15 protein-coding genes are annotated in these 18,339 nt (G+C 70.8%); 8 read left to right on the top strand and 7 right to left on the bottom strand.

Annotation, left to right across the window (positions count from 1 at the left end):
* Positions 1–76: 76 nt before the first annotated feature.
* From ACO06A_RS09370 to ACO06A_RS09355, 4 genes are all read right to left on the bottom strand, one after another.
* Positions 77–2,953 carry a hypothetical protein gene (locus tag ACO06A_RS09370; protein ID WP_421735738.1) on the bottom strand — a complete coding sequence of 959 codons (2,877 nt, stop codon included), beginning with the start codon at positions 2,951–2,953 and terminating at the stop codon, positions 77–79.
* Between the two features lie 2 nt (positions 2,954–2,955).
* Positions 2,956–4,830: an HSP90 family protein gene (locus tag ACO06A_RS09365; RefSeq protein WP_421735737.1), complete on the bottom strand. Its 1,875-nt coding sequence runs from the start codon at positions 4,828–4,830 to the stop codon at positions 2,956–2,958.
* Between the two features lie 116 nt (positions 4,831–4,946).
* Positions 4,947–6,515 (bottom strand): pectate lyase family protein, encoded by a 1,569-nt coding sequence (locus ACO06A_RS09360; RefSeq protein WP_421735736.1) that lies wholly within the window; start codon positions 6,513–6,515, stop codon positions 4,947–4,949.
* A gap of 126 nt (positions 6,516–6,641) precedes the next feature.
* A complete protein-coding gene (locus tag ACO06A_RS09355) occupies positions 6,642–6,794 on the bottom strand; it encodes a hypothetical protein (RefSeq protein ID WP_421735735.1) in 153 nt (50 codons plus the stop codon).
* A gap of 248 nt (positions 6,795–7,042) precedes the next feature.
* Here ACO06A_RS09355 and ACO06A_RS09350 point away from each other — a divergent pair, with 248 nt between their 5' ends.
* From ACO06A_RS09350 to ACO06A_RS09320, 7 genes are all read left to right on the top strand, one after another.
* Positions 7,043–7,624: a 2-oxoacid:acceptor oxidoreductase family protein gene (locus tag ACO06A_RS09350; protein ID WP_421736042.1), complete on the top strand. Its 582-nt coding sequence runs from the start codon at positions 7,043–7,045 to the stop codon at positions 7,622–7,624.
* Positions 7,608–8,813 (top strand): hypothetical protein, encoded by a 1,206-nt coding sequence (locus ACO06A_RS09345; protein ID WP_421735734.1) that lies wholly within the window; start codon positions 7,608–7,610, stop codon positions 8,811–8,813. Before ACO06A_RS09350 ends, ACO06A_RS09345 begins: the two co-directional genes overlap by 17 nt.
* Positions 8,810–9,811, top strand: a complete 1,002-nt coding sequence (locus ACO06A_RS09340; RefSeq protein ID WP_421735733.1) for a thiamine pyrophosphate-dependent enzyme — start codon at positions 8,810–8,812, stop codon at positions 9,809–9,811. Before ACO06A_RS09345 ends, ACO06A_RS09340 begins: the two co-directional genes overlap by 4 nt.
* Positions 9,808–11,430, top strand: coding sequence for an NAD(P)-binding protein (locus tag ACO06A_RS09335; protein WP_421735732.1), 1,623 nt, complete (start codon positions 9,808–9,810; stop codon positions 11,428–11,430). The genes ACO06A_RS09340 and ACO06A_RS09335 overlap by 4 nt, the downstream gene beginning before the upstream one ends.
* A gap of 315 nt (positions 11,431–11,745) precedes the next feature.
* The gene (locus tag ACO06A_RS09330; protein WP_421735731.1) at positions 11,746–12,429 is read left to right on the top strand and encodes a hypothetical protein; all 684 of its coding nucleotides are present in this window, start codon (positions 11,746–11,748) and stop codon (positions 12,427–12,429) included.
* A 1,010-nt stretch (positions 12,430–13,439) separates the two neighbouring features.
* Positions 13,440–13,916, top strand: coding sequence for a hypothetical protein (locus ACO06A_RS09325; protein ID WP_421735730.1), 477 nt, complete (start codon positions 13,440–13,442; stop codon positions 13,914–13,916).
* Positions 13,903–15,030 (top strand): serine/threonine-protein kinase, encoded by a 1,128-nt coding sequence (locus tag ACO06A_RS09320; protein WP_421735729.1) that lies wholly within the window; start codon positions 13,903–13,905, stop codon positions 15,028–15,030. The genes ACO06A_RS09325 and ACO06A_RS09320 overlap by 14 nt, the downstream gene beginning before the upstream one ends.
* Here the strand turns inward: ACO06A_RS09320 and ACO06A_RS09315 are convergent.
* The 3 genes from ACO06A_RS09315 to ACO06A_RS09305 all read right to left on the bottom strand — a co-directional run bounded on the left by ACO06A_RS09315 (position 14,931) and on the right by ACO06A_RS09305 (position 17,479).
* A complete protein-coding gene (locus ACO06A_RS09315; protein ID WP_421735728.1) occupies positions 14,931–15,887 on the bottom strand; it encodes a hypothetical protein in 957 nt (318 codons plus the stop codon). The two genes, ACO06A_RS09320 and ACO06A_RS09315, sit on opposite strands and share 100 nt — an antisense overlap.
* A 223-nt stretch (positions 15,888–16,110) precedes the next feature.
* On the bottom strand, positions 16,111–16,773 hold the full coding sequence (locus tag ACO06A_RS09310) for a hypothetical protein (protein ID WP_421735727.1): 663 nt from the start codon (positions 16,771–16,773) through the stop codon (positions 16,111–16,113).
* Between the two features lie 178 nt (positions 16,774–16,951).
* On the bottom strand, positions 16,952–17,479 hold the full coding sequence (locus tag ACO06A_RS09305; protein ID WP_421735726.1) for a hypothetical protein: 528 nt from the start codon (positions 17,477–17,479) through the stop codon (positions 16,952–16,954).
* A gap of 137 nt (positions 17,480–17,616) precedes the next feature.
* Between ACO06A_RS09305 and ACO06A_RS09300 the strand changes: the two genes are divergently transcribed.
* Positions 17,617–17,892, top strand: a complete 276-nt coding sequence (locus ACO06A_RS09300; protein WP_421735725.1) for a hypothetical protein — start codon at positions 17,617–17,619, stop codon at positions 17,890–17,892.
* Positions 17,893–18,339: the final 447 nt, after the last annotated feature.

Genomic DNA, 18,339 nt, shown 5'->3' with positions numbered 1-18,339 from the left:
TCACTCGGACGCCCGCGGGTGAACTGCACCGCTCTGACCGGCCGCTACGCACTTCCGCTGCGGCGATCCCTCCTCGTCAGTCCTCGGTGACGTGCCGCGCCCAGAGCTCCTCCGCCTCCTCGGGCCGACCCGCCTCGTCGAGCCACGTCGCGGCGACGCCGGCCGCGTGCGTGCTCACGCCGAGCGCACCAGCGGCTCGGGCGCGCACCGCCACGTCCTCGAGCAGCGCGAGGCCCTCGGCGTCCCTGCCTGCCCCGAGCAGCGACGCGCCCCGGAGGCTCTCGGCGTCGAGGGCGCGGGCGCGGTCCCCGAGCGCCTCCCACAGTGCCGGCACACCGTCGAGCGCGTCGACGGCCCGCTGGTGCTCCTCCGCCTGCCGGAGCACGCGCGCCGCGAGCGTCCGGAGCACCGCGTCCTCCCACTCGAAGTTCCACTCCGCGAGCTCTCCGGCCGACGACGGGTCGGCGAGGATCCGCGCGTGCGCGGCCTGGTTGGCGCTCGCCGCGTCCTGGACGTCGGCCAGCGCCGCGTCGAGACCGTCGGCGTCGAGGCGTGCCCACACGCGCTGGCGCCGCACCACGAGCGCCGTGGCCTCGTCCCCGTCGGCCAGGGCCGCGTCGAGCGCCTGCGCGTACAGCCGGGTGGACTCGACCGCGTCGTGCTCCTCCAGGAGCCCGGCGAGGCGCAGGAGAGCGGCGGGGGCGAGCCCGGGGGGGCTGTCCGGACGCGTCGCCAGCTCGACGGCCTCGCGCGCGAGCGCGACGGCACGCTCCGGCTCCTCCATCGACGACGAGAGCCGGGAGGCAAGGTCCAGCAGCCCGACCCGGTAGCGCAGGCGGTGCACGCGCTGCGGCTCCGGGACGGCGTCGTCGGGGTACGTGATCGCGAGGGTCGCCTCGGTGAGCTCGATCGCCTCCACGTCTCGCCCCTGCCGGGCCATCAGGTGCGCGGCGAAGTAGCGGAGCTCGACGGTGAGGTCGGTGACGCCCTCCTCCTGCGCGGCCGCGGCGAGGGCGAGCGCGTGCGCCTCAGCGCGCGGCTCGTCGCCCAGCTGGGCGAGCACGCGGTGCCGGTATCCCTCGACGTGCAGGATCAGCCTGGGTGCACCGGCCGACCGCGCGGTCGCCGCCGCCCGGTCGAGCACCTCGAGCGCGCCCGTCAGGTCGCCCGACTCGGCCAGGTCACCCGCCTCACGGACCAGGAGCTGGACCCGCACCTCGGGTTCCTCGCCCTCGCCGAGCCCGTCCAGCACCGACCCCGCACCGACCGCCAGCCGGAGCCGCGCCGTGAGCCCCCGGGCCAGGTCGCCGGGAGCGTCGATCGACGACAGGAGCTCGAGCGCCTCGGCGCGCAACCGGTCGGCGTCGTCGTCGCTCGCCACCACGGCCAGCCGCGCCCGCGCGAGAGCCCGCTGGGTCGGTGTGCCGTGCGGGTCCACCGCGCCGAGCACGGCGGCCGCGTCGACCGGCCGGTCCGCGTGCAGGTCGTCGATGAGCACGACGAGCGTCGCCGCGGCCTCGTCGCCCAGCCGCCGGTACAGCGCGGCCGCGCTGCCGGTCAGCCCCGGCCAGGACTCGAGCAGCCCCCACACGCAGAACGCCTCCAGGTCCGCCGCGGCGCGGACCACCGCGGGTTCGGCGCCGTCCAGCTCGGGCAGCACCCGCTCCCGACGCGTCGCCCAGTGCGCGAGCAGCAGCTCGTGGGTGGGGGTGTGGGCGACGAGGCGCGTCCGCTCCGCCAGCGCGGCCAGGGCCGGGAGGTCCAGGCCGTCGAGGTCGTCGAGCCCTGCCAGCGCGGGGTGGGTCGGGACGCGCGGGAGCGCGATCGTCGGCGCGACCGAGCCCCCCGTCGCGGCGGGTGCACCCACGGCGCCGAGCGGGAGGACGGGAAGGCCGGGCGCGGTGATCCAGGCGCGGACCGCGTCGCCCACGGTCGGGGTGCCGTTGCGCTCGTCGAAGCGTCGCGCCGTGTCCAGGGCCTGCGCCTCCACCCGGACGAGCAGGTCCGCTGCGCGCTCCGGCGCACGACCGCGACCGCGGACCAGCCGGTCCCCGTCCCCGGCGTCGACCACCGTGCGCAGCAGCCGGGTCGCCGCCGCGGCCAGCCGCATCCCGGTGAACGGTGACGAGGGTCGGTCCAGGGCGTCGAGCTGCTCGGCGAGCAGGTCCAGACCGCGACCGACGTTGCCGGTGCGGGCGAGCACCTGGAGGTGGCGTGCCACGGCGGCGGTCTCGCCGAGGTTCCGGCGGCTCGCCCGGTAGGCGGTGCGGTGCAGTGCGGCCGCGGTCTCGACGTCTCCGAGCTCGACGATCGAGGCCAGCGCCGAGCTGATCGCACGCTGCGGCTGCTCGGAGCAGCCGACCTCGCCGCGCACCACGGGCTCCAGCTCGTCGACGGCCTCCTGGTGACGACCGAGGGCGACCAGGTGGGCGATGCGCTGGTCAGGCTCGCAGCCCTCGCAGTCGGAGAGCCAGGTGCGCGGAGCCCGGCGCCACGCGAGGTACTCCCGCTCGGCGGCGGCGGGTCCGTCGACGTGCGCGCGCAGCGAGTACGCGCAGCTGAGCACCGGAGCGAGGCGCTCGCCGGCCGCCACGTACCGCCCGCGCATGCCCTCGAGCACCGAGCGCAGCTGGTCCAGCGGCACCTCGGGGAACTCGATGAGGTCCACGACCATCCACTTGTGCACCCACAGGAGCCGGTACCTGTCGTCGTCGGTGAGCCACTGAGGGTCGGCGTCGTAGCGCTGGACCACGAAAGCGAACGGCGCGAACATCCGCTGCTTGCCGTTCGTGTAGAAGCTGGCCTCGATCAGCTCGAGCCGGGCACGGAACCGCATCTCGTCGTCGCCGGAGGCGTCGGCGACGCGGACCAGCTCCTCCGCGGCCGCCGCGCGCTCGAGGGGGGGTGTCGCGGCGACGAGGTCGAGCAGCTGCTCCACCTCTGCACGGGTCACGGTCACGGGGTGGTGCCTCCGGGCTCCAGTCGGCGGACCGGCGGATCGACCGTGTCGACCGCGCGGTCCAGCAGGGCGTTGAACGAGCGGTCGATCAGCGCGGTGTCCACCGGGCGCAGGCGACGTCCGCCGGCCAGGAGGGCGCGCCCGTACAGGGACTCGGCCGCCAGCCGGCGCAGCCCGGCGTCGTCGAGCGTGAGGATCCGGCGCACCGTCGGGTTGGCGTCGTTGAGCAGCAGGCGCGGTCGGTCGGCGCCGCCGTCGTCGAAGCTGCCGAGCAGGGCGCTCCACACGTCGTCGGCCTCGGCGGCCGCCGCGCGGATCTCCCGTCGGCCGCGCCGGTCCCCGTCGTCGACCAGCAGCGCGGGCATCGACACCGGCGCGAAGGCGCGCAGCTCGACGTCCACCTGGGCGTCGTCCAGCGCCGCCCGCACGTCGTCGAGCGGCCCCGCCACCTCACGCAGGCGCTCCTCGGAGACGAGCCGGACGTGCCCGTCGACGTCGGCGGGTGTGACCACCTCGACGACGGCCGTCGGGTCGATGTCGACCAGCCGGCGCGCCAGCTCCAGGTCGAACGTGTAGCCACCGTTGACCAGCGCCACGCCCTGCGCCGCGAGCACCCCACCGATCTGGCGGAAGTCGTCCAGGGTCGCCGCCACGCGCACGACGTCCGTGGTCGCCAGCAGCTCGGGCAGCGTGCTCCGACCCTGGTTGGTCTCGAACGGCAGCAGTGGCAGGAGGATCCCGAGCAGCTCGTCGTCCTGGAGGGCCATCGCCTTGACGGCCACCTGGTGCACGTCGAGGAACTGCCGCATTCGCGCGGGCTGCGTCGCCGCCAGCCGCACCAGCCAGGCGCGCACCTGGGTGCCGATCTCCGTCCGGGTCTGCTCCAGGAGGTCGTCGTCGAACAGGGCCTCCCGGTTGGCCGTCGGTCGCAGCAGCTGCGAGTCGACGGCGCAGCGGACGAAGAACGCCCACTCCGGGACGAGGTCCGGCACCTGGTCCGACAGGAGCATCCCCTTGAGATGCACGCGGTGGCGCCCGCTGGCGGCGCCGGCCGACCGCTGGCCGACGATCACCGCCACACCGTCCAGGCCGGCCGCCGGGACCCGGATCGGCAGCACGTGGAACGGCGGCCCACCCATCTCCGTGGTCGCGAGCTCCACGCAGGCCGCCCGTCGGCTCTCGGGGTCCTCCCTGCGCCACGGGGGCGTCTGCGTGCTGGTCTCCACCTCACCGGCGGCGGTGCGCACCACGACGCGGTGCGGGAGGTACGAGCCGAAGTGCCGCGCGAGGTCGACGACGGAGGTGCTGTCGAGCAGGTGCTCGGTGCCGCGCCGGGGGGCCAGGGTCACGCACGTGCCGGGGCCCTGGGACAGCCAGGTCGACCGGTCGTCGCCCTCGGCCAGGCCATCGGCCAGGCCGTCGCTCAGCGTGGTCAGCTCGAACGTGCCGTCGGCGTGCCCGACCCACCGGACCCACGGACCGTCGGCCCGCCGCGAGACCACCTCGATGTCCTCGCTGACCATGAAGCAGCTGAGCAGGCCGATCCCGAACTGCCCGAGCAGGTCCGAGCGCGCCAGCCCGAGCTCGTCGCGCTTGCTCGACCGGCCGATCGTGGCCAGGAACGTGCGGACGTCGTCCTCGTCGAGACCGACGCCGGAGTCCATCGCGTGCAGCCGGCCGTCCGCCGCGACGTCCGACGGGACGAGCACCAGCGCGGGTCGGTCGTCGGCCTGAGCCCGCACCGTGACCGCGTCGACCGCGTTCTGCATCAGCTCGCGGACGTAGACCCGGGGGCCGGAGTACAGGTGGTGGCTGAGCAGGTCGACGATCCCGCGGAGGTCGACCTGGAAGGTGCTCTGGTCCTCGCGCACCCGTGCACTGTAGGGCAGCGGAACCGCGCCGCGGAGGCGTTCCAGGAACGGTTCACACGACGACAGGGACGGCCCGGATCGTGCCTCCGGGTCGTCCCTGTCGGTCGTCGGACGGGCTACTTGGCGTACGTCTCGAACTCCGCGACCCTCGGCGTCGCCGACGAGCCGGTGATCTCGAACGTGACCTTCTTCAGCGACGTCGCGGTGAAGCTGATGACGCCCGCACCCGTGCCGGACTTCAGGACCGCGCCGGTGTCGCCGTTCAGCACCCGCCACGTCCCGATCCGGCCGGTGGCGCCGGAGGCCTCACGGATGGCGATGGTCGACACCGTCCTGGCCGACGACCACTTGACGGAGACGCTGCCCGTCGAGCCGTTGGGCGACCAGTACGTGCTCGTCGACCCGTCGATGACGTTGCCGTAGCTGGTCCCGCTGGCCTTGCTCGAGCCGTCGGCGCCGGCACCGATGCTGAGGTTGGTGCCGGTGGGCGCCGTCGACGTCGGGGTGGGCGTCGGGGCGGGGGTCGTGGTCGTCGGCGTCGGGGTCGGCGTCGTGGGGGTGGGGCTCGGCGTCGTGGGGGTGCAGGAGCCGTTGGAGACCTTCAGGCCCGTGCTGGCCCCTGCGGTCTGGCGCACGATCGCCGGCACGCAGCTGGCCCCGTCGAGCGTGTACGCGTACGGGATGCTCACCGTCGTGGTGGACGTCGGGTTCGGGCCGGCCGGGTTGTTGTCGGTGCCCTTGGCGCTCCAGGTCACGTTGTCGAAGATGTTCCCGGCCACCTGCCAGCTGCCCGGCAGGTCCGTGTAGAAGGTGCCGAGCACGTCCTTCGAGTCCTCGAAGTAGTTGTTCTCGACCTTCGCCTTGCCTCCGGCGCGGGCGTTGATCCCCGACTCGTTGAGGCCTGCGTAGTAGTTGTTGTAGATGTGCGCGGTGGCGCCGCGCAGCAGCGGGGCGCGCGAGTCGATGTTCTCGTACAGGTTGTGGTGGAACGTGACGGGGCCGTTCTGGAGGTCGCTGTCGCTGGAGCCGACCAGGCCGCCGCGGCCGGAGTTGCGCAGGATCGAGTAGGAGAGCGTCACGTACTTCGTGTTGGCCTTCATGTCGAAGAGGCCGTCGTAACCCTCCGACTCCCCGCCCGACGCCTCGAGCGTGGCGTGGTCGACCCAGACGTTGTGCACGTCGCTCTCCATGCCGATGGCGTCGCCGCCGTTGGAGATGGGCGAGCCCGACTTCTTGACGTTCTTGACCGTCACGTTCTGGATGATGATGTTGCTGGACTCGCGGATGTGGATGCCCAGCTGGTCGAAGACGGCGCCGCTGCCGACGCCGACGATCGTGACGTTGCTGATCTGCTTGAGCTCGATCACGCCGGCCGCGGTGCTGCAGCTGCTGCCCGACACCTTGGCGGTGTTGGCGTGGTTGATGGTGCCCTGCACCTGGATGATGAGCGGCGTGCTGCTGCTCGCGCGGGTGCACAGCGCCGTGTGGATCGCGGTGCCGGTGGTCGCCGTGACCGTCTGTCCGCCCGCACCCCCGGTGGTCCCGCCGTTGACGGACGCGAAGCCGGTCGCCGGGCCCGTCGCGGCCTGCGCCGCGGAGATCGTCAGGGCCGTCACGCCGATCGTGGTCGCCAGCGCCACCGTGGTCCCGGCTGCCAGGAGTCGGGGTGCGAGTGGTCGTCTCATCGTTGCCTCACTTCGTCGGGGGAACGTCATCGGCCTACGAGAGACCGATTTCCCGACAGTAGGAGAGCGTTTTCCACACCCACAACCCCGCCTAAGCGTTTAGCCGAGGCCGGCCCCAGGGCGGGGCTACCGACGCGCGCGGAGGTGGTGCCGGAGCGGCCGGAGCCGGCGGGGAGCACCCGGGGCTGCCTTCTCGAGGTGCGACCGGCGCTGCTCGAGGCGGACCTCGAGCTGGTGCTCCTCGTGGCGATACATGGCGATGGCAAGGTCCGGGTGCATGAAGGGTCTCCTCGTTGAGCACGCACTGCAGGTAGGGCGGCTTGTGGCCGCTTCCACTGTCCACCCGCTGAGACGTCGCACCGCTCGTCCGGGGCGCCGATCACCCGATCGTCCGGCTCTGAGGCGGGTGATCTCGGGGCTCACAGGGCTCACGAGGGCCCTAGGTCCCAGAGACGGGACGTTCGGCCCTCTCGGCACCGGTTGACGGAGGCGTTCCCTGAAGGGGAAGCGAAGGGCCGGTGACCGGCATGTTCCAGGTGCGCATCCACGGACGGGGCGGGCAGGGCGTGGTCACGGCCGCCGAGCTGCTCTCGGTGGCCGCGTTCCGCGCCGGCCGGCACGCGCAGGCGTTCCCCAGCTTCGGCTCGGAGCGCACGGGTGCGCCCGTCGTCTCGTTCTGCCGCATCGCGGACCAGCCGATCCGGTCGCACGACCCGGTCGCCGCGCCGGACGCGCTGATCATCCAGGACGTGTCGCTGCTCGGCCGGGTCGACGTGCTCGCCGGGATGGCGCCTGACGGCTACGTGCTGATCAACACCGTGCGGACGCCCGCCGAGCTCGGGCTCGGGTCGGCGGCCGCGGCGCTGCCACCGGGCCACGTCGTGACGGTCCCCGCCACCGAGCTGGCGATGGAGCACGTCGGTCGCCCCGTGCCGAACGTGCCCCTGCTCGGCGCCTTCGCCGCGCTGACCGGGGTGATCACGCTCGACGGCGTCGTCGCGGCCCTCGAGGAGCGCTTCCCCAGACCGCTCGCCCGGTCCAACTCCGCGGCCGCCGCGGCCGCCTACCGGCTCGTCGTCGAGGAGGCCGCTCATGCTCCGGCAGGTTGAGGGTTCGAAGGCCGTGGCGGCCGCCGTCGCCGCGTGCCGGCCGCAGGTGATCTGCGCCTACCCGATCTCGCCCCAGACGCACATCGTCGAGGAGCTCAGCCGGATGGTGAAGGCCGGCGAGCTGGCCGGGTGCGAGTACGTGAACGTCGAGTCGGAGTTCGCCGCCATGTCCGGCGCGATCGGCGCCAGCGCGGTCGGTGCGCGGTCCTACACGGCGACCTCCAGCCAGGGCCTGCTCTACATGGTCGAGGCCGTGTACAACGCCTCCGGCATGGGGATGCCGATCGTGATGACCGTGGCCAACCGGGCCATCGGGGCGCCGATCAACATCTGGAACGACCACGGCGACACGATGTCCCAGCGCGACTCCGGCTGGATCCAGCTGTACGCGTCGAGCAACCAGGAGGCCGCGGACCTGCACCCACAGGCGTTCGCGATCGCCGAGGAGCTGTCCGTGCCGGTCATGGTCTGCATGGACGGGTTCGTCCTGACCCATGCGACGGAGGGGATCGACGTGCTCGACGCCGCCGGCGTCGACGCGTTCCTGCCACCCTTCGAGCCACGGCAGATCCTCGATCCCGACGAGCCGGTGTCGATCGGGTCGATGGTCGGCCCGGACGCGTTCACCGAGGTGCGCTACCTCGCCCACCTGCGCCAGCTCGAGGCCCTCGAGGTCATCCCGCGGGTGGCCGCGGAGTTCGCCGCCCGGTTCGGCCGGGACTCGGGCGGCCTCCTGCGGCCCTACCGGACCGAAGGCGCCGAGACCGTCGTCGTCGCCCTCGGGTCGGTGTTCGGCACCCTCCAGGACGTGGTCGACGCCGAGCGCGACGAGGGCGTCAGCGTCGGGCTGCTCGGTGTCACGTCGTTCCGGCCGTTCCCGTACGAGGCGCTGGCAGCGGCCGTCGCGGGGGCGCGGCGCGTGGTCGTGATCGAGCGGGCGCTCGCCGTCGGAGCGGGCGGGATCGTCTCCGGCGACGTCCGGCTCGCGCTGGCCGGAAGCGGGATCGGCCAGCGCACGGTGATCGCGGGGCTCGGCGGGCGGCCCGTCACGACGACGTCGCTGCGCGAGCTGCTCGGCCGCGCGGTCCGCGACGAGCTCCCGGAGCTCACGTTCCTCGACCTCGACACCGCCGTCGTCGACCGCGAGCTGGAGAGGCTCCACCCGAGTCCGAGGAAGGTGCCGTCATGAGCGCCACGCCGGTGAAGTTCTACCAGGTCGGCAGCTTCGCGGTCGGGAACCGGCTGCTCGACCCCGAGCTGCGCAGCGCGCAGTCCGAGCAGGGCCGCGCCAACTCGCTCACGTCCGGTCACCGCGCCTGCCAGGGCTGCGGCGAGGCGCTCGGCGCCCGGTACGTGCTCGACGCCGCCATGCGCGCATCGGGCGGCCGGATGGTCACCGTCAACGCGACCGGCTGCCTCGAGGTCTTCTCGACGCCGTTCCCGGAGACGTCGTGGCGCGTGGCGTGGCTGCACTCCCTGTTCGGCAACGCTCCCGCGGTCGCCACCGGCGTCGCGGCCGGGCTGCGGGCCACCGGCAAGCAGGACGTGCGCGTCGTCGCGCAGGGCGGCGACGGGGCCACGGTCGACATCGGCTTCGCGTGCCTGTCGGGGATGTTCGAGCGCAACGACGACGTGCTCGCCGTCTGCTACGACAACGGCGGCTACATGAACACCGGCGTGCAGCGTTCGGGCGCGACGCCTCCCGCCGCCCGCACCATGACCACGCAGGCCGTCGGCGAGCACCCCGGCAACGCGTTCGGCCAGGGCAAGGACGTGCCGCGCATCGCCATGGCCCACGAGATCCCGTACGTCGCGACGGCCACCGTCGCGGACCTGCGCGACCTCGAGGCCAAGGTCGAGAAGGCCATGGGGATGCACGGCGCGCGCTACCTGCACGTCCTGGTCCCGTGCCCGCTCGGCTGGGGCTCGGCGGCCAAGGACACCGTGCGGATCGCGCGGCTGGCCACGGAGAGCGGCTACTTCCCCGTGTTCGAGGCCGAGCGCGGGGAGGTCACGTCGGTGCGACCGATCCGGCACCGTGTTCCCGTCGAGGAGTACCTCGTTCTCCAGAACCGGTACGCGCACCTGTTCTCGCCGGTGCGGCGCGACGACGTGATCGACCGCCTCCAGGCGATGGCGGACCGGAACATCGCCCGGTACGGCCTGCTGGAGGAGGTGCACTCATGACCAAGCCGTTCGCCATCACGCTCGACGTCGGGTCGAGCCTGGCCAACCACACCGGTGCCTGGCGCCAGGAGCGGCCGGTGTACGTCGACCTCACGCCGCCGTGCGCGCACGCGTGCCCGGCCATGGAGGACCCGCAGAAGTGGTTGTACGCCGCCGAGGACGGCTCGTACGAGCAGGCCTGGCGCACCCTCGTGGAGGCCAACCCGTTCCCCGCGATCATGGGCCGCGTCTGCTACCACCCGTGCGAGACGGCCTGCAACCGCAGCTTCCTCGACGAGGCGGTCGGCATCAACGCCGTCGAGCGGTTCCTCGGCGACCACGCCATCGAGCAGGGCTGGACGTTTGCCGCCCCCACGGTGACCACCGGGCGGCGAGTGCTCGTCGTCGGCGCGGGCCCCACCGGGCTGTCGGCCGCGTACCAGCTGCGCAAGCTCGGCCACGAGGTCACCGTCCGCGACTCCTCGCCGAAGCCCGGCGGGATGATGCGCTACGGCATCCCCGCGTACCGGCTGCCCCGCGACGTGCTCGACGCGGAGATCGCCCGGATCCTCGACCTGGGGATCACTCTCGAGCTGGGCCGGCGGGTGGACGACGTGCTTGGGGCCATGGCCGAGGGGTTCGACGCCGTGTTCCTCGCGGTCGGCGCGCAGCTGGGCAAGCGCGCGTACGTGCCCGCCGGCGAGGCCGCGCGGATCGTCGACGCCGTGTCGATGCTGCACGACGTCGCGCAGGGCGAGCCGCCCCTGCTCGGCCGCCGCGTGGTGGTCTACGGCGGCGGGAACACCGCGGTCGACGCGGCACGGACCGCGAAGCGCCTCGGTGCGACCGACGCGGTCATCGTCTACCGCCGCACCCGCGACCGGATGCCCGCGCACGACTCCGAGATGGTCGAGGCGCTGGAGGAGGGCGTCGTCGTGAAGTGGCTGTCCACGGTCGCGCACGCCGACGCCGGGCACCTCCGGGTCGAACGCATGGAGCTCGACGAGACCGGCTTCCCGCAGCCGACCGGCCAGTTCGAGGACCTCGAGGCCGACTCCCTGGTGCTCGCGCTGGGCCAGGAGAGCGACCTGTCGCTGGTCGAGGGCGTGCCCGACCTGGCGCTCGCCGACGGGTCGGTGCAGGTGGACTCCACCTTCATGACCGGCCACCCCGGGATCTTCGCCGGCGGCGACGTGGTGCCCGCCCAGCGCACCGTGACCGTCGGTGTCGGGCACGGCGCCCGCGCAGCCCGCGCGATCGACGCGTGGCTGCGCCGGTCCCCGGTCGTGGAGCCGGTCGAGGCTCCGCTGGCCGAGTACTCCTCGCTGAACACCTGGTACTACGCCGACGCCCCGCACGCGGTCCGCCCCCGGCTCGAGGCCGCCCGGCGCACCTCCGGGTTCGAGGAGGTCGTCCAAGGGCTCGACGCCGAGACCGCCGCCTACGAGGCACGCCGCTGCATGTCCTGCGGCAACTGCTTCGAGTGCGACAACTGCTACGGCGTCTGCCCCGACAACGCGGTGATCAAGCTCGGCCCCGGCATGCGGTTCGAGATCGACTACGACTACTGCAAGGGCTGCGGGATCTGCGTCGCGGAGTGCCCGTCTGGCTCGATCCTCATGATCCCCGAGCCGCGGTGAGCGTGGGCACGGAGACGACAAGGCCCCGAACCCTAGGGGTTCGAGGCCTTGTCGATGTGTGGGGTCTTGGGACAACCCTCTCACCAGCAATAGGGCGAACCCGCAGGTCAGGGCAGGTACAGGCTAGGTGTGGCGGTAGGTACACGCCGCCCCTGCTGCGGTCGAGTCACAAGCACTCCGAGACGGTGCACGTGTCAACATCGGGACGGGCGAGACCCGATCACGAGCGCTGCCGCGCGGTCGGCGACTAGTTCCCGGACGCAGGGATTCCGAGGGTCGCCGCCACCGAACTTCTGGGATGCTCCTGGTGTGCCGATGCCCGCCGTGACACCAACGCTGCAGTCAACCGTTGACCGGTTCGCTCGAGGGCTCGGGGCATCTCATAAGTTGCTCCGCCTACATCCTCGGAAGCAGGGAAACCCGGGCAACGCGGCAGCACTGAGCCCGGCGATCGTTCTCGGAACGATCGCAGCGTTCGAGGGGTTCGCGGAAGACTTCACCGCCGTGGCGATGGCTCGCGCCGGGTCGAGTTTTGGCGAGATCGCGAAGAAGGTCGGCAGCTGGAACAACCCGGACCTCACGCAGTTCTCGACCCACATGGCGAACTACTTTCCGCAATCACGACAGGGCGTGACCGCGGGCGCTCCCATCTCCATCTACGCCTGCCCATACGCCGGCGTTAGTAGCTGGGTGTGGAAAAGCCGGCCGTGGGCCGAGGTCCTCGTCGACGCCGCGGCATGGATGCAGGTGCGCCACTGCCTAACGCACGGCCTCACAACTGGTTGGCGAAGCGAGTGGTGGCCGGGGCCATTGCGCGCCAGCGAGCCTGCCGCGTCGAGAGTTCTGCGCGACATGGGCAATGGCAAGCACAGTCTGGTGATCCACGGCGCAGTGTCGTGCGCCCGGATCTATTCCCTGGGCGCCAAGACCATTGCTGATGCGGTCGCAGCGTCTCAGGGCGACGTGCTCGACTGGACTGAGTTACCCGCATTCGATTAAAGACGGCATTGCGTGGGTCGGCCGTGGTTCGCTAACCGTTCGCTGGCCGCGTCGTATGCGGGAGGCCGTCGCCGAGGATTCTGCGGCGGGCCGGCGCCGGGCCGACAAGTCCGCGAGGCCGAGGAGCGACGTCTCGACGAGCGATGCGTCGTCGTCGGCTTGAAACCTGTCCGTGGCCCGCGACGGCTGCCGGTTTCCTCGGTCAGTAATCGCGCAGTGGCATCGGTTCAGGGAGCCATGACGGGACCGGCATCCTGATCGAGAATGCGACAACCTGGCCGGTTCGGCTGCGAGCGCCGAGAACTTCGCAGACGCTACCGGATGGCACCGCGGCCACCAACAAATAGCTGTCCCGGAGCGGTCCGGGGACGTCGTTGTCCAAGCGAAACTCAGCAGTTCGATCCGGGGTCGAAGGCACCGCGCGGGTACCCCACCAGCGGATTGAGTTGTAGTTGCCGATCACTAGGATCCCTGACCGGATAGTGATCCTGCCGATGAGGTCTGGCTCGGTAGTGCTGTCCGCAAGATCAAGGTCTGGAGAGATCTCGATGGACGCCAACGGACCATCGTCCGACCCGAGTGCCCACACCCAGGGCCCGTCCCTCTCGGGCCCAGGACCGACGATCGCCAACGCGCGGCCCCCTCTTGGCGGAAGCCAGGTCCACGCCCCAGAAACCGGAAGCACTTCGTCTATGTCCAGGGTGGCCAGTTCGTCGCGGTCCCCAACAATAAGTTGGTGTTCCCCTTCGAAGTTTGCCTCGGCCACGACATGATCGACCGCCCAGTTGACGAGTCGCCTCAGCGGTTCTGGCTGGGAATCGCCTGGATCTGCCATGTCATCCCTCTCATAGAGCGCCCGTCAGTGGACTCCAGTCTTAACGGCGCGCTCGGCTAACACCAACCCGACCTCGGATTGTGTCCCAATGAGTTGGTTCACCACCCTACGAACAGTCATGATTCTATAAAGAAATCACCCAGTGCAGGATCGTCGAGGACGCTACTCTTCAGACATGAGGGCGCTTGGCGTCAACGCCACCGGAACCACTATGTGGCTCGCGTGCGCCGACGACGGAGCCATCGTCGACACCACCCCCTACCAGCTCGACGTTCCGGCGGGACTGGAACGAGGCCTGCAGCTCGTCGGCCTCCTCGACGAGTGCACGCGGGTCCTGGAGAAGTTGAGCCCCGGTGCCGTGGCGATTCTGAACCCCGAGTCAACCGCGCGGATCACATCGTTCGGGAGCGTGCGCGCACGCGTCACCGGGGAAGTCATGCTCTCCCTCGCGGCTGCGAAGCTCGGGCTGCCGTGCCGGTACATCAGCCGGCCGACAGTCCGCTCCGTGCTCAAGCTCGGCACCCGAGGCAGGCTCTCCGACGTCGTGACCAATGCAACCGGCGTCCAACTGCGGCCACACTGGAAGGGTGAGCGTGATCTGGCTGCGCTGACCGCCCTGGCCCTGCGGGAGGACGCCGATGCTGCTCGGTGAGTACATGGGCCGCCCGACGTACAAGTTCCTACAGACCATTGGTGAAGGCTCGCAGAGCATCTGCCGCCGCGCGTACCAGGACGTGCTCGGGGTCGATGTGGTGCAGAAGACCGTCAGCACCTTCGGCTCACCCGAGAGCGCCGTGCGAGCGAACGAGCCCGCGCTCCTGCACAGGATCAAGCACGACCGAATCGTGAGGGTCCAGGAAGCGCAGTGGGACCCGGACCCCGACCTCGCCAAGATCAAGGCGATCACCTTTGTCATGCCGTACTACCCGGAAGGCAGCGTCTACGACTCGCTCGTCACCGACCACCGGTTCAGCGTCCGCGACACGATCCAGGTGGCGGGTGACATCCTCGCGGCCCTGCACGTCATGCATGTGACCCACGGACTGATCCACCGAGACGTCAAGCCATCCAACATCCTCCTGGAGAGCAACCGCGGCCGCGCGGTCCTGGCCGACCTTGGCGGTGCAGCATTCATCGATCCGGCCACCGGTGGTTCGGCGACCTCCGTCGGTTCGGATCTGTACCGCGCCCCCGAGGCGCGGCCCAGTGGACTGACGACCGTGGCCGGGGACCTGTTCGCAGTCGGAGTGGTGATGCTCGAGATGCTCAACGGCCGGTTCCCCTACGAGACAATCGACGACAACGACGTGGTACGGCGTCTTGCAGTTGGCCGGCGCGCGCTCGCCGACCGTTGGTACGAGCCGGCCCCGTGGATTCCCGGACCACTGTCCGCCCTCATCAGGTCTCTGTGCCACCGGGATCCGCGACGGCGACCTGCCGATGCGGCATCCGCGCTCACCCAGCTACTGAAGCTGCGCGTCGTGGACTGGCACCACCCCACCGGCGACGCACTCACCGGGACCTGGATCGGGTACTGGCCCCCACAGGCGCGGCGGACCGCCCAGCGCATCACCGAAGTCACGATCGCGCCGATCATCCGGAGCCCGCACCACGGAAAGCTTCACGCAACGACCAGATGGCGCCGCACCACGTCCCAGTGGCGTAACTACGCCAAGCTCAGCGAACGTTTGGCCAACGATCGGTCAGCGGTCTCCGCGTACTTCACGAAGGTCGACCGGGTCGCCCAGTCGGCACCCGCCGCGTGAAGGAGAGCGACCTCACCCGGGTCTAGCCGCGCAAGCTGACGGCGCACCTCGCGCCGCACGTCGTCCGGCAGCACGAACCATCCGCCCTGCGTGTTCTCGTGCGGCTCGAGCAGTCCGGCCGCGACCGCGGCCCACGTCGCGCTCGTCAGCCCTTCGACCCGCCGCCCCACGTCCGGGTCGGGCGACCAGGTGACCTCGACGCCGAACCGACGCAGGACAGCCAACGCCGCCGGCGTCCCAGCGTTGGCCACCGCCACCAAAGCCTCATGCGCCAGCCGCGGCCGACGCGCATCTAGCGCATCCACATCCCCGGCCGCCATGATGGCAACGATGAGATCTGAAATACCCCGCATAGACATATATCTAACGTACTGGCAGGGACAGACATGCCTTCCGATCGACACACAGCTGGCCGCGACCAGCGGCTCGACCGCAGCCCGGACCGTCAAGTGTCCTTCCGGTTCCCGCTCGCCCTCGATCAGCGCCTGGACGCGCTGGTGGATCGTGCAGTATCCGCCGGCGAACGCACCAACCGTCGCGAGCTGTTGTCTGCACTGGTTCTCGCGGCCGACGTCGACGGCGTTGCTCTTGGTGAGCTCTTGCGGTCCTACCGGCTGTCGGTTGTCGGTGACGCCGTCCTGGACGCGGAGGCCGAGGGAGGCACGAGCAACGTCGTGGAGTTCGCTCGGCATCAACCCGGGCCTCGAACACGGCGGTGACCGCTCGGCGACGATCCCGCGGAGCGCCGGGCTGGGCGGCAGCGCGCATCGAAGAACGTGAACTCGGATACGAAGGCCAACCACGGTTTCCACCTGCACCGCGGCTACACGCGCGTGCGCGGCGCCGGCAAGAATCACGCTTCCGTCGTCACCCTCATCGGAACGAATACCCGAGGAGTGCGCGACTGGAACGCCCGCCGACTCCAGCGCGACCCGTGGCTGGCGGCCATTGGCGACACCAGAGACCCCGACTGGAGGGCCACCCACCAGCACCGAAAACGCAAGGCGCGGACCATGACCCTGCACGAACGGAAGTGTGGTGCGCTCCTCGTACCAGGATCGGGTTCGGACGACTTGTCGGTCAGGTCGCCGCCTTCGCGCGCTTCTCGCGTGCGGAGCGTCGGTTGATGTGGTCGGCGAACTCGACCTTGAACCGGGCTTGCCACGCCTCGCGCTCGGCCACGTCCGGACGGTCGGATCCGTCGTCGGCGCCAATCATCGTCCCAGCAAGTGGCCCGTACAGAACGGTGCCGACGCCGGGGCGCATCTGCGGGGACAGGTCCCGCCATACGCCGAATCCGTGGTTGTACGTGCCGTGAAGGCTGTCGGCGACGCGCTCGACATGGGCGAGGTCCAACGGCCGCTCCCGGGTCTTGTGGCCCGTGGGCTGCAGCAGGCTCACCCAGGTTCCCTTGACCTTCCTTTTGTAAGGCGTGGCGTGGATGACCTCGTTGCGCCGGTCGAGTGCCGACTTCACCTCGGCGATCCACTCACGCACCATGGCGTCGTCGATGAGCGCCCACGGCGGTACATTCGCCCGAATCTCGTCTTTGATCGAGTCGGCCGCCTTCGAGACGGTCAGGCTCCGCACTCCGGGGATGTCCAAGGCGCTCTCGGCGACCTGGTAGACGAGGTCCTCGACCCTGGCGCCCGCCAGTGCGACCTGCCCCACGGCTAGGACGAACTCGTGCGGGACGCCGAGGTAGGTGTCCTGCGTGTCGTGGTCGAGAGTCAGGTCGCTCACGGCGACCAGCGTGGCACGCTTCGGCGACACACCGCAGCAGGTGCGGCGGGTGCGCGTCGATGTGCGTCTCGTCACGCGGCCACCCGTTATGGCCTCACGCGCGAGCGACGGCTCTCGAGAGCTCGGAGCTAGTGAGAGGGAGCGTCGAGCTCGGCGTGCACGGTTCGGTCGGCGACGCTCACGCCCCGGACCCGGTGGCACGCAGCGTTGCGGACGGAGCGGCGCCCGCGGACTGCAGCGCATCGAGCGATAGCTGCGTCGTGCCGTCCGGTGCGCCGATGTGAGCGACCAGTCCTGCCTCGGCGACGGTCAGGGTCCACCCCGCGACAACGGCGCGCGTGGCGCCGGTGGTGGTGGTCTCGACGTCGGCGGGTGCTCCCAGGACGTCGGAGACGTCGATCAGGCGGACTGGGTTGGCGGCGCCCTGGGTCCACGCGTACGGGCTGTCCTGGCCAACCAGGTGCGCGACCTCGCGAGACCGCTTCAGCTCGAACGTGACCCGATCGTCGGCGTCGTCGCGCCAGCTGTCGACGATCTTCCACGCACCGACGACGGCGTTTTTGCGCACCGCGAGCAGGTAGTCGCCGGGGGAGGCGTACTGCTCGAGCGACGCTTGCCCGACGACCCACGCACCGCGCGCGACGTCCTTGATCTGCGCGTCGGTGACGGCCTTCGTCCCCGACCGGTTGATGTTGACCAGAATCACAGTTGCCTCCAAGCAGCGCAGGTATCTTTACTAAGACATCGGTTACTCTACAAGTAGAGTGCTACTTAAGCAAGTAGCGCCCGGGTTGTCGGAGGGTTGGTCCACACTGATCGCAAGCACACCCGACGGAGGACCGGATGCCGGACCGCACGCACTTCGACTCGCTCGACGACGCCATGGCGGCACTCGGTGTCCCACTCGAGGGCCAAGCGCTCGCACGCGCGCTCACGCCCGCCGTCCCGTCGGAGATCTGGATCCCTGCGAAGATTCCCTACATCGCAGTGCGCCCACTCGGCGAACGCGTGGTCAAGACGTACGTGAACCGCACGTTCATCGACCAGTGGCTCGCCCCCACCCGCTACGAGCGGACGCACATCGTCGGCGGGATCGCAGACGGGCCCCACGCGCGATAACTCCTGGAGCGCCGCGAATCACTACCGCGACGGACACGTCGCGCTCATCCAGCTTCCCCAGTTCCCGACACTTTCCTCACGCTCGCGCGTCGCCGAGCTGAACACCCTCAGCCAGCCCGGCACCGTCACGGTGACCGGGCTGTTGGGGTACCCGGAAGCCGCTCGAGGCTCCCGCATAGTTCGGCATCTCCTCGAGCCCTGACTCGCAGGTCCAGACGTAGCCCTTGCCGAAGTAGGCCGACGCGCGCGTTGCCCTGGCGATGAGGACGTATGAGCGAGACCGTGGGATCCAGATCGTGTCGTACTCGTACTGGCCCAAACCCACCGACAGCGCGGTCGGTTGTCCATCGGCGCCTGGTATTGCTGCAGGGCATCGTCAAGCGTGTCGTAGTACGTGCGTCCTATCCCGCGCGCCTCGTCCGCGCATGAGCCGCACACCTCGCGGGC

The organism is Cellulomonas sp. (assembly GCF_965229465.1).
Classification (GTDB): domain Bacteria; phylum Actinomycetota; class Actinomycetes; order Actinomycetales; family Cellulomonadaceae; genus Cellulomonas.
Note: the sequence above shows the minus strand (reverse complement) of the source record. Positions and strands in the feature narration are given on the sequence as shown.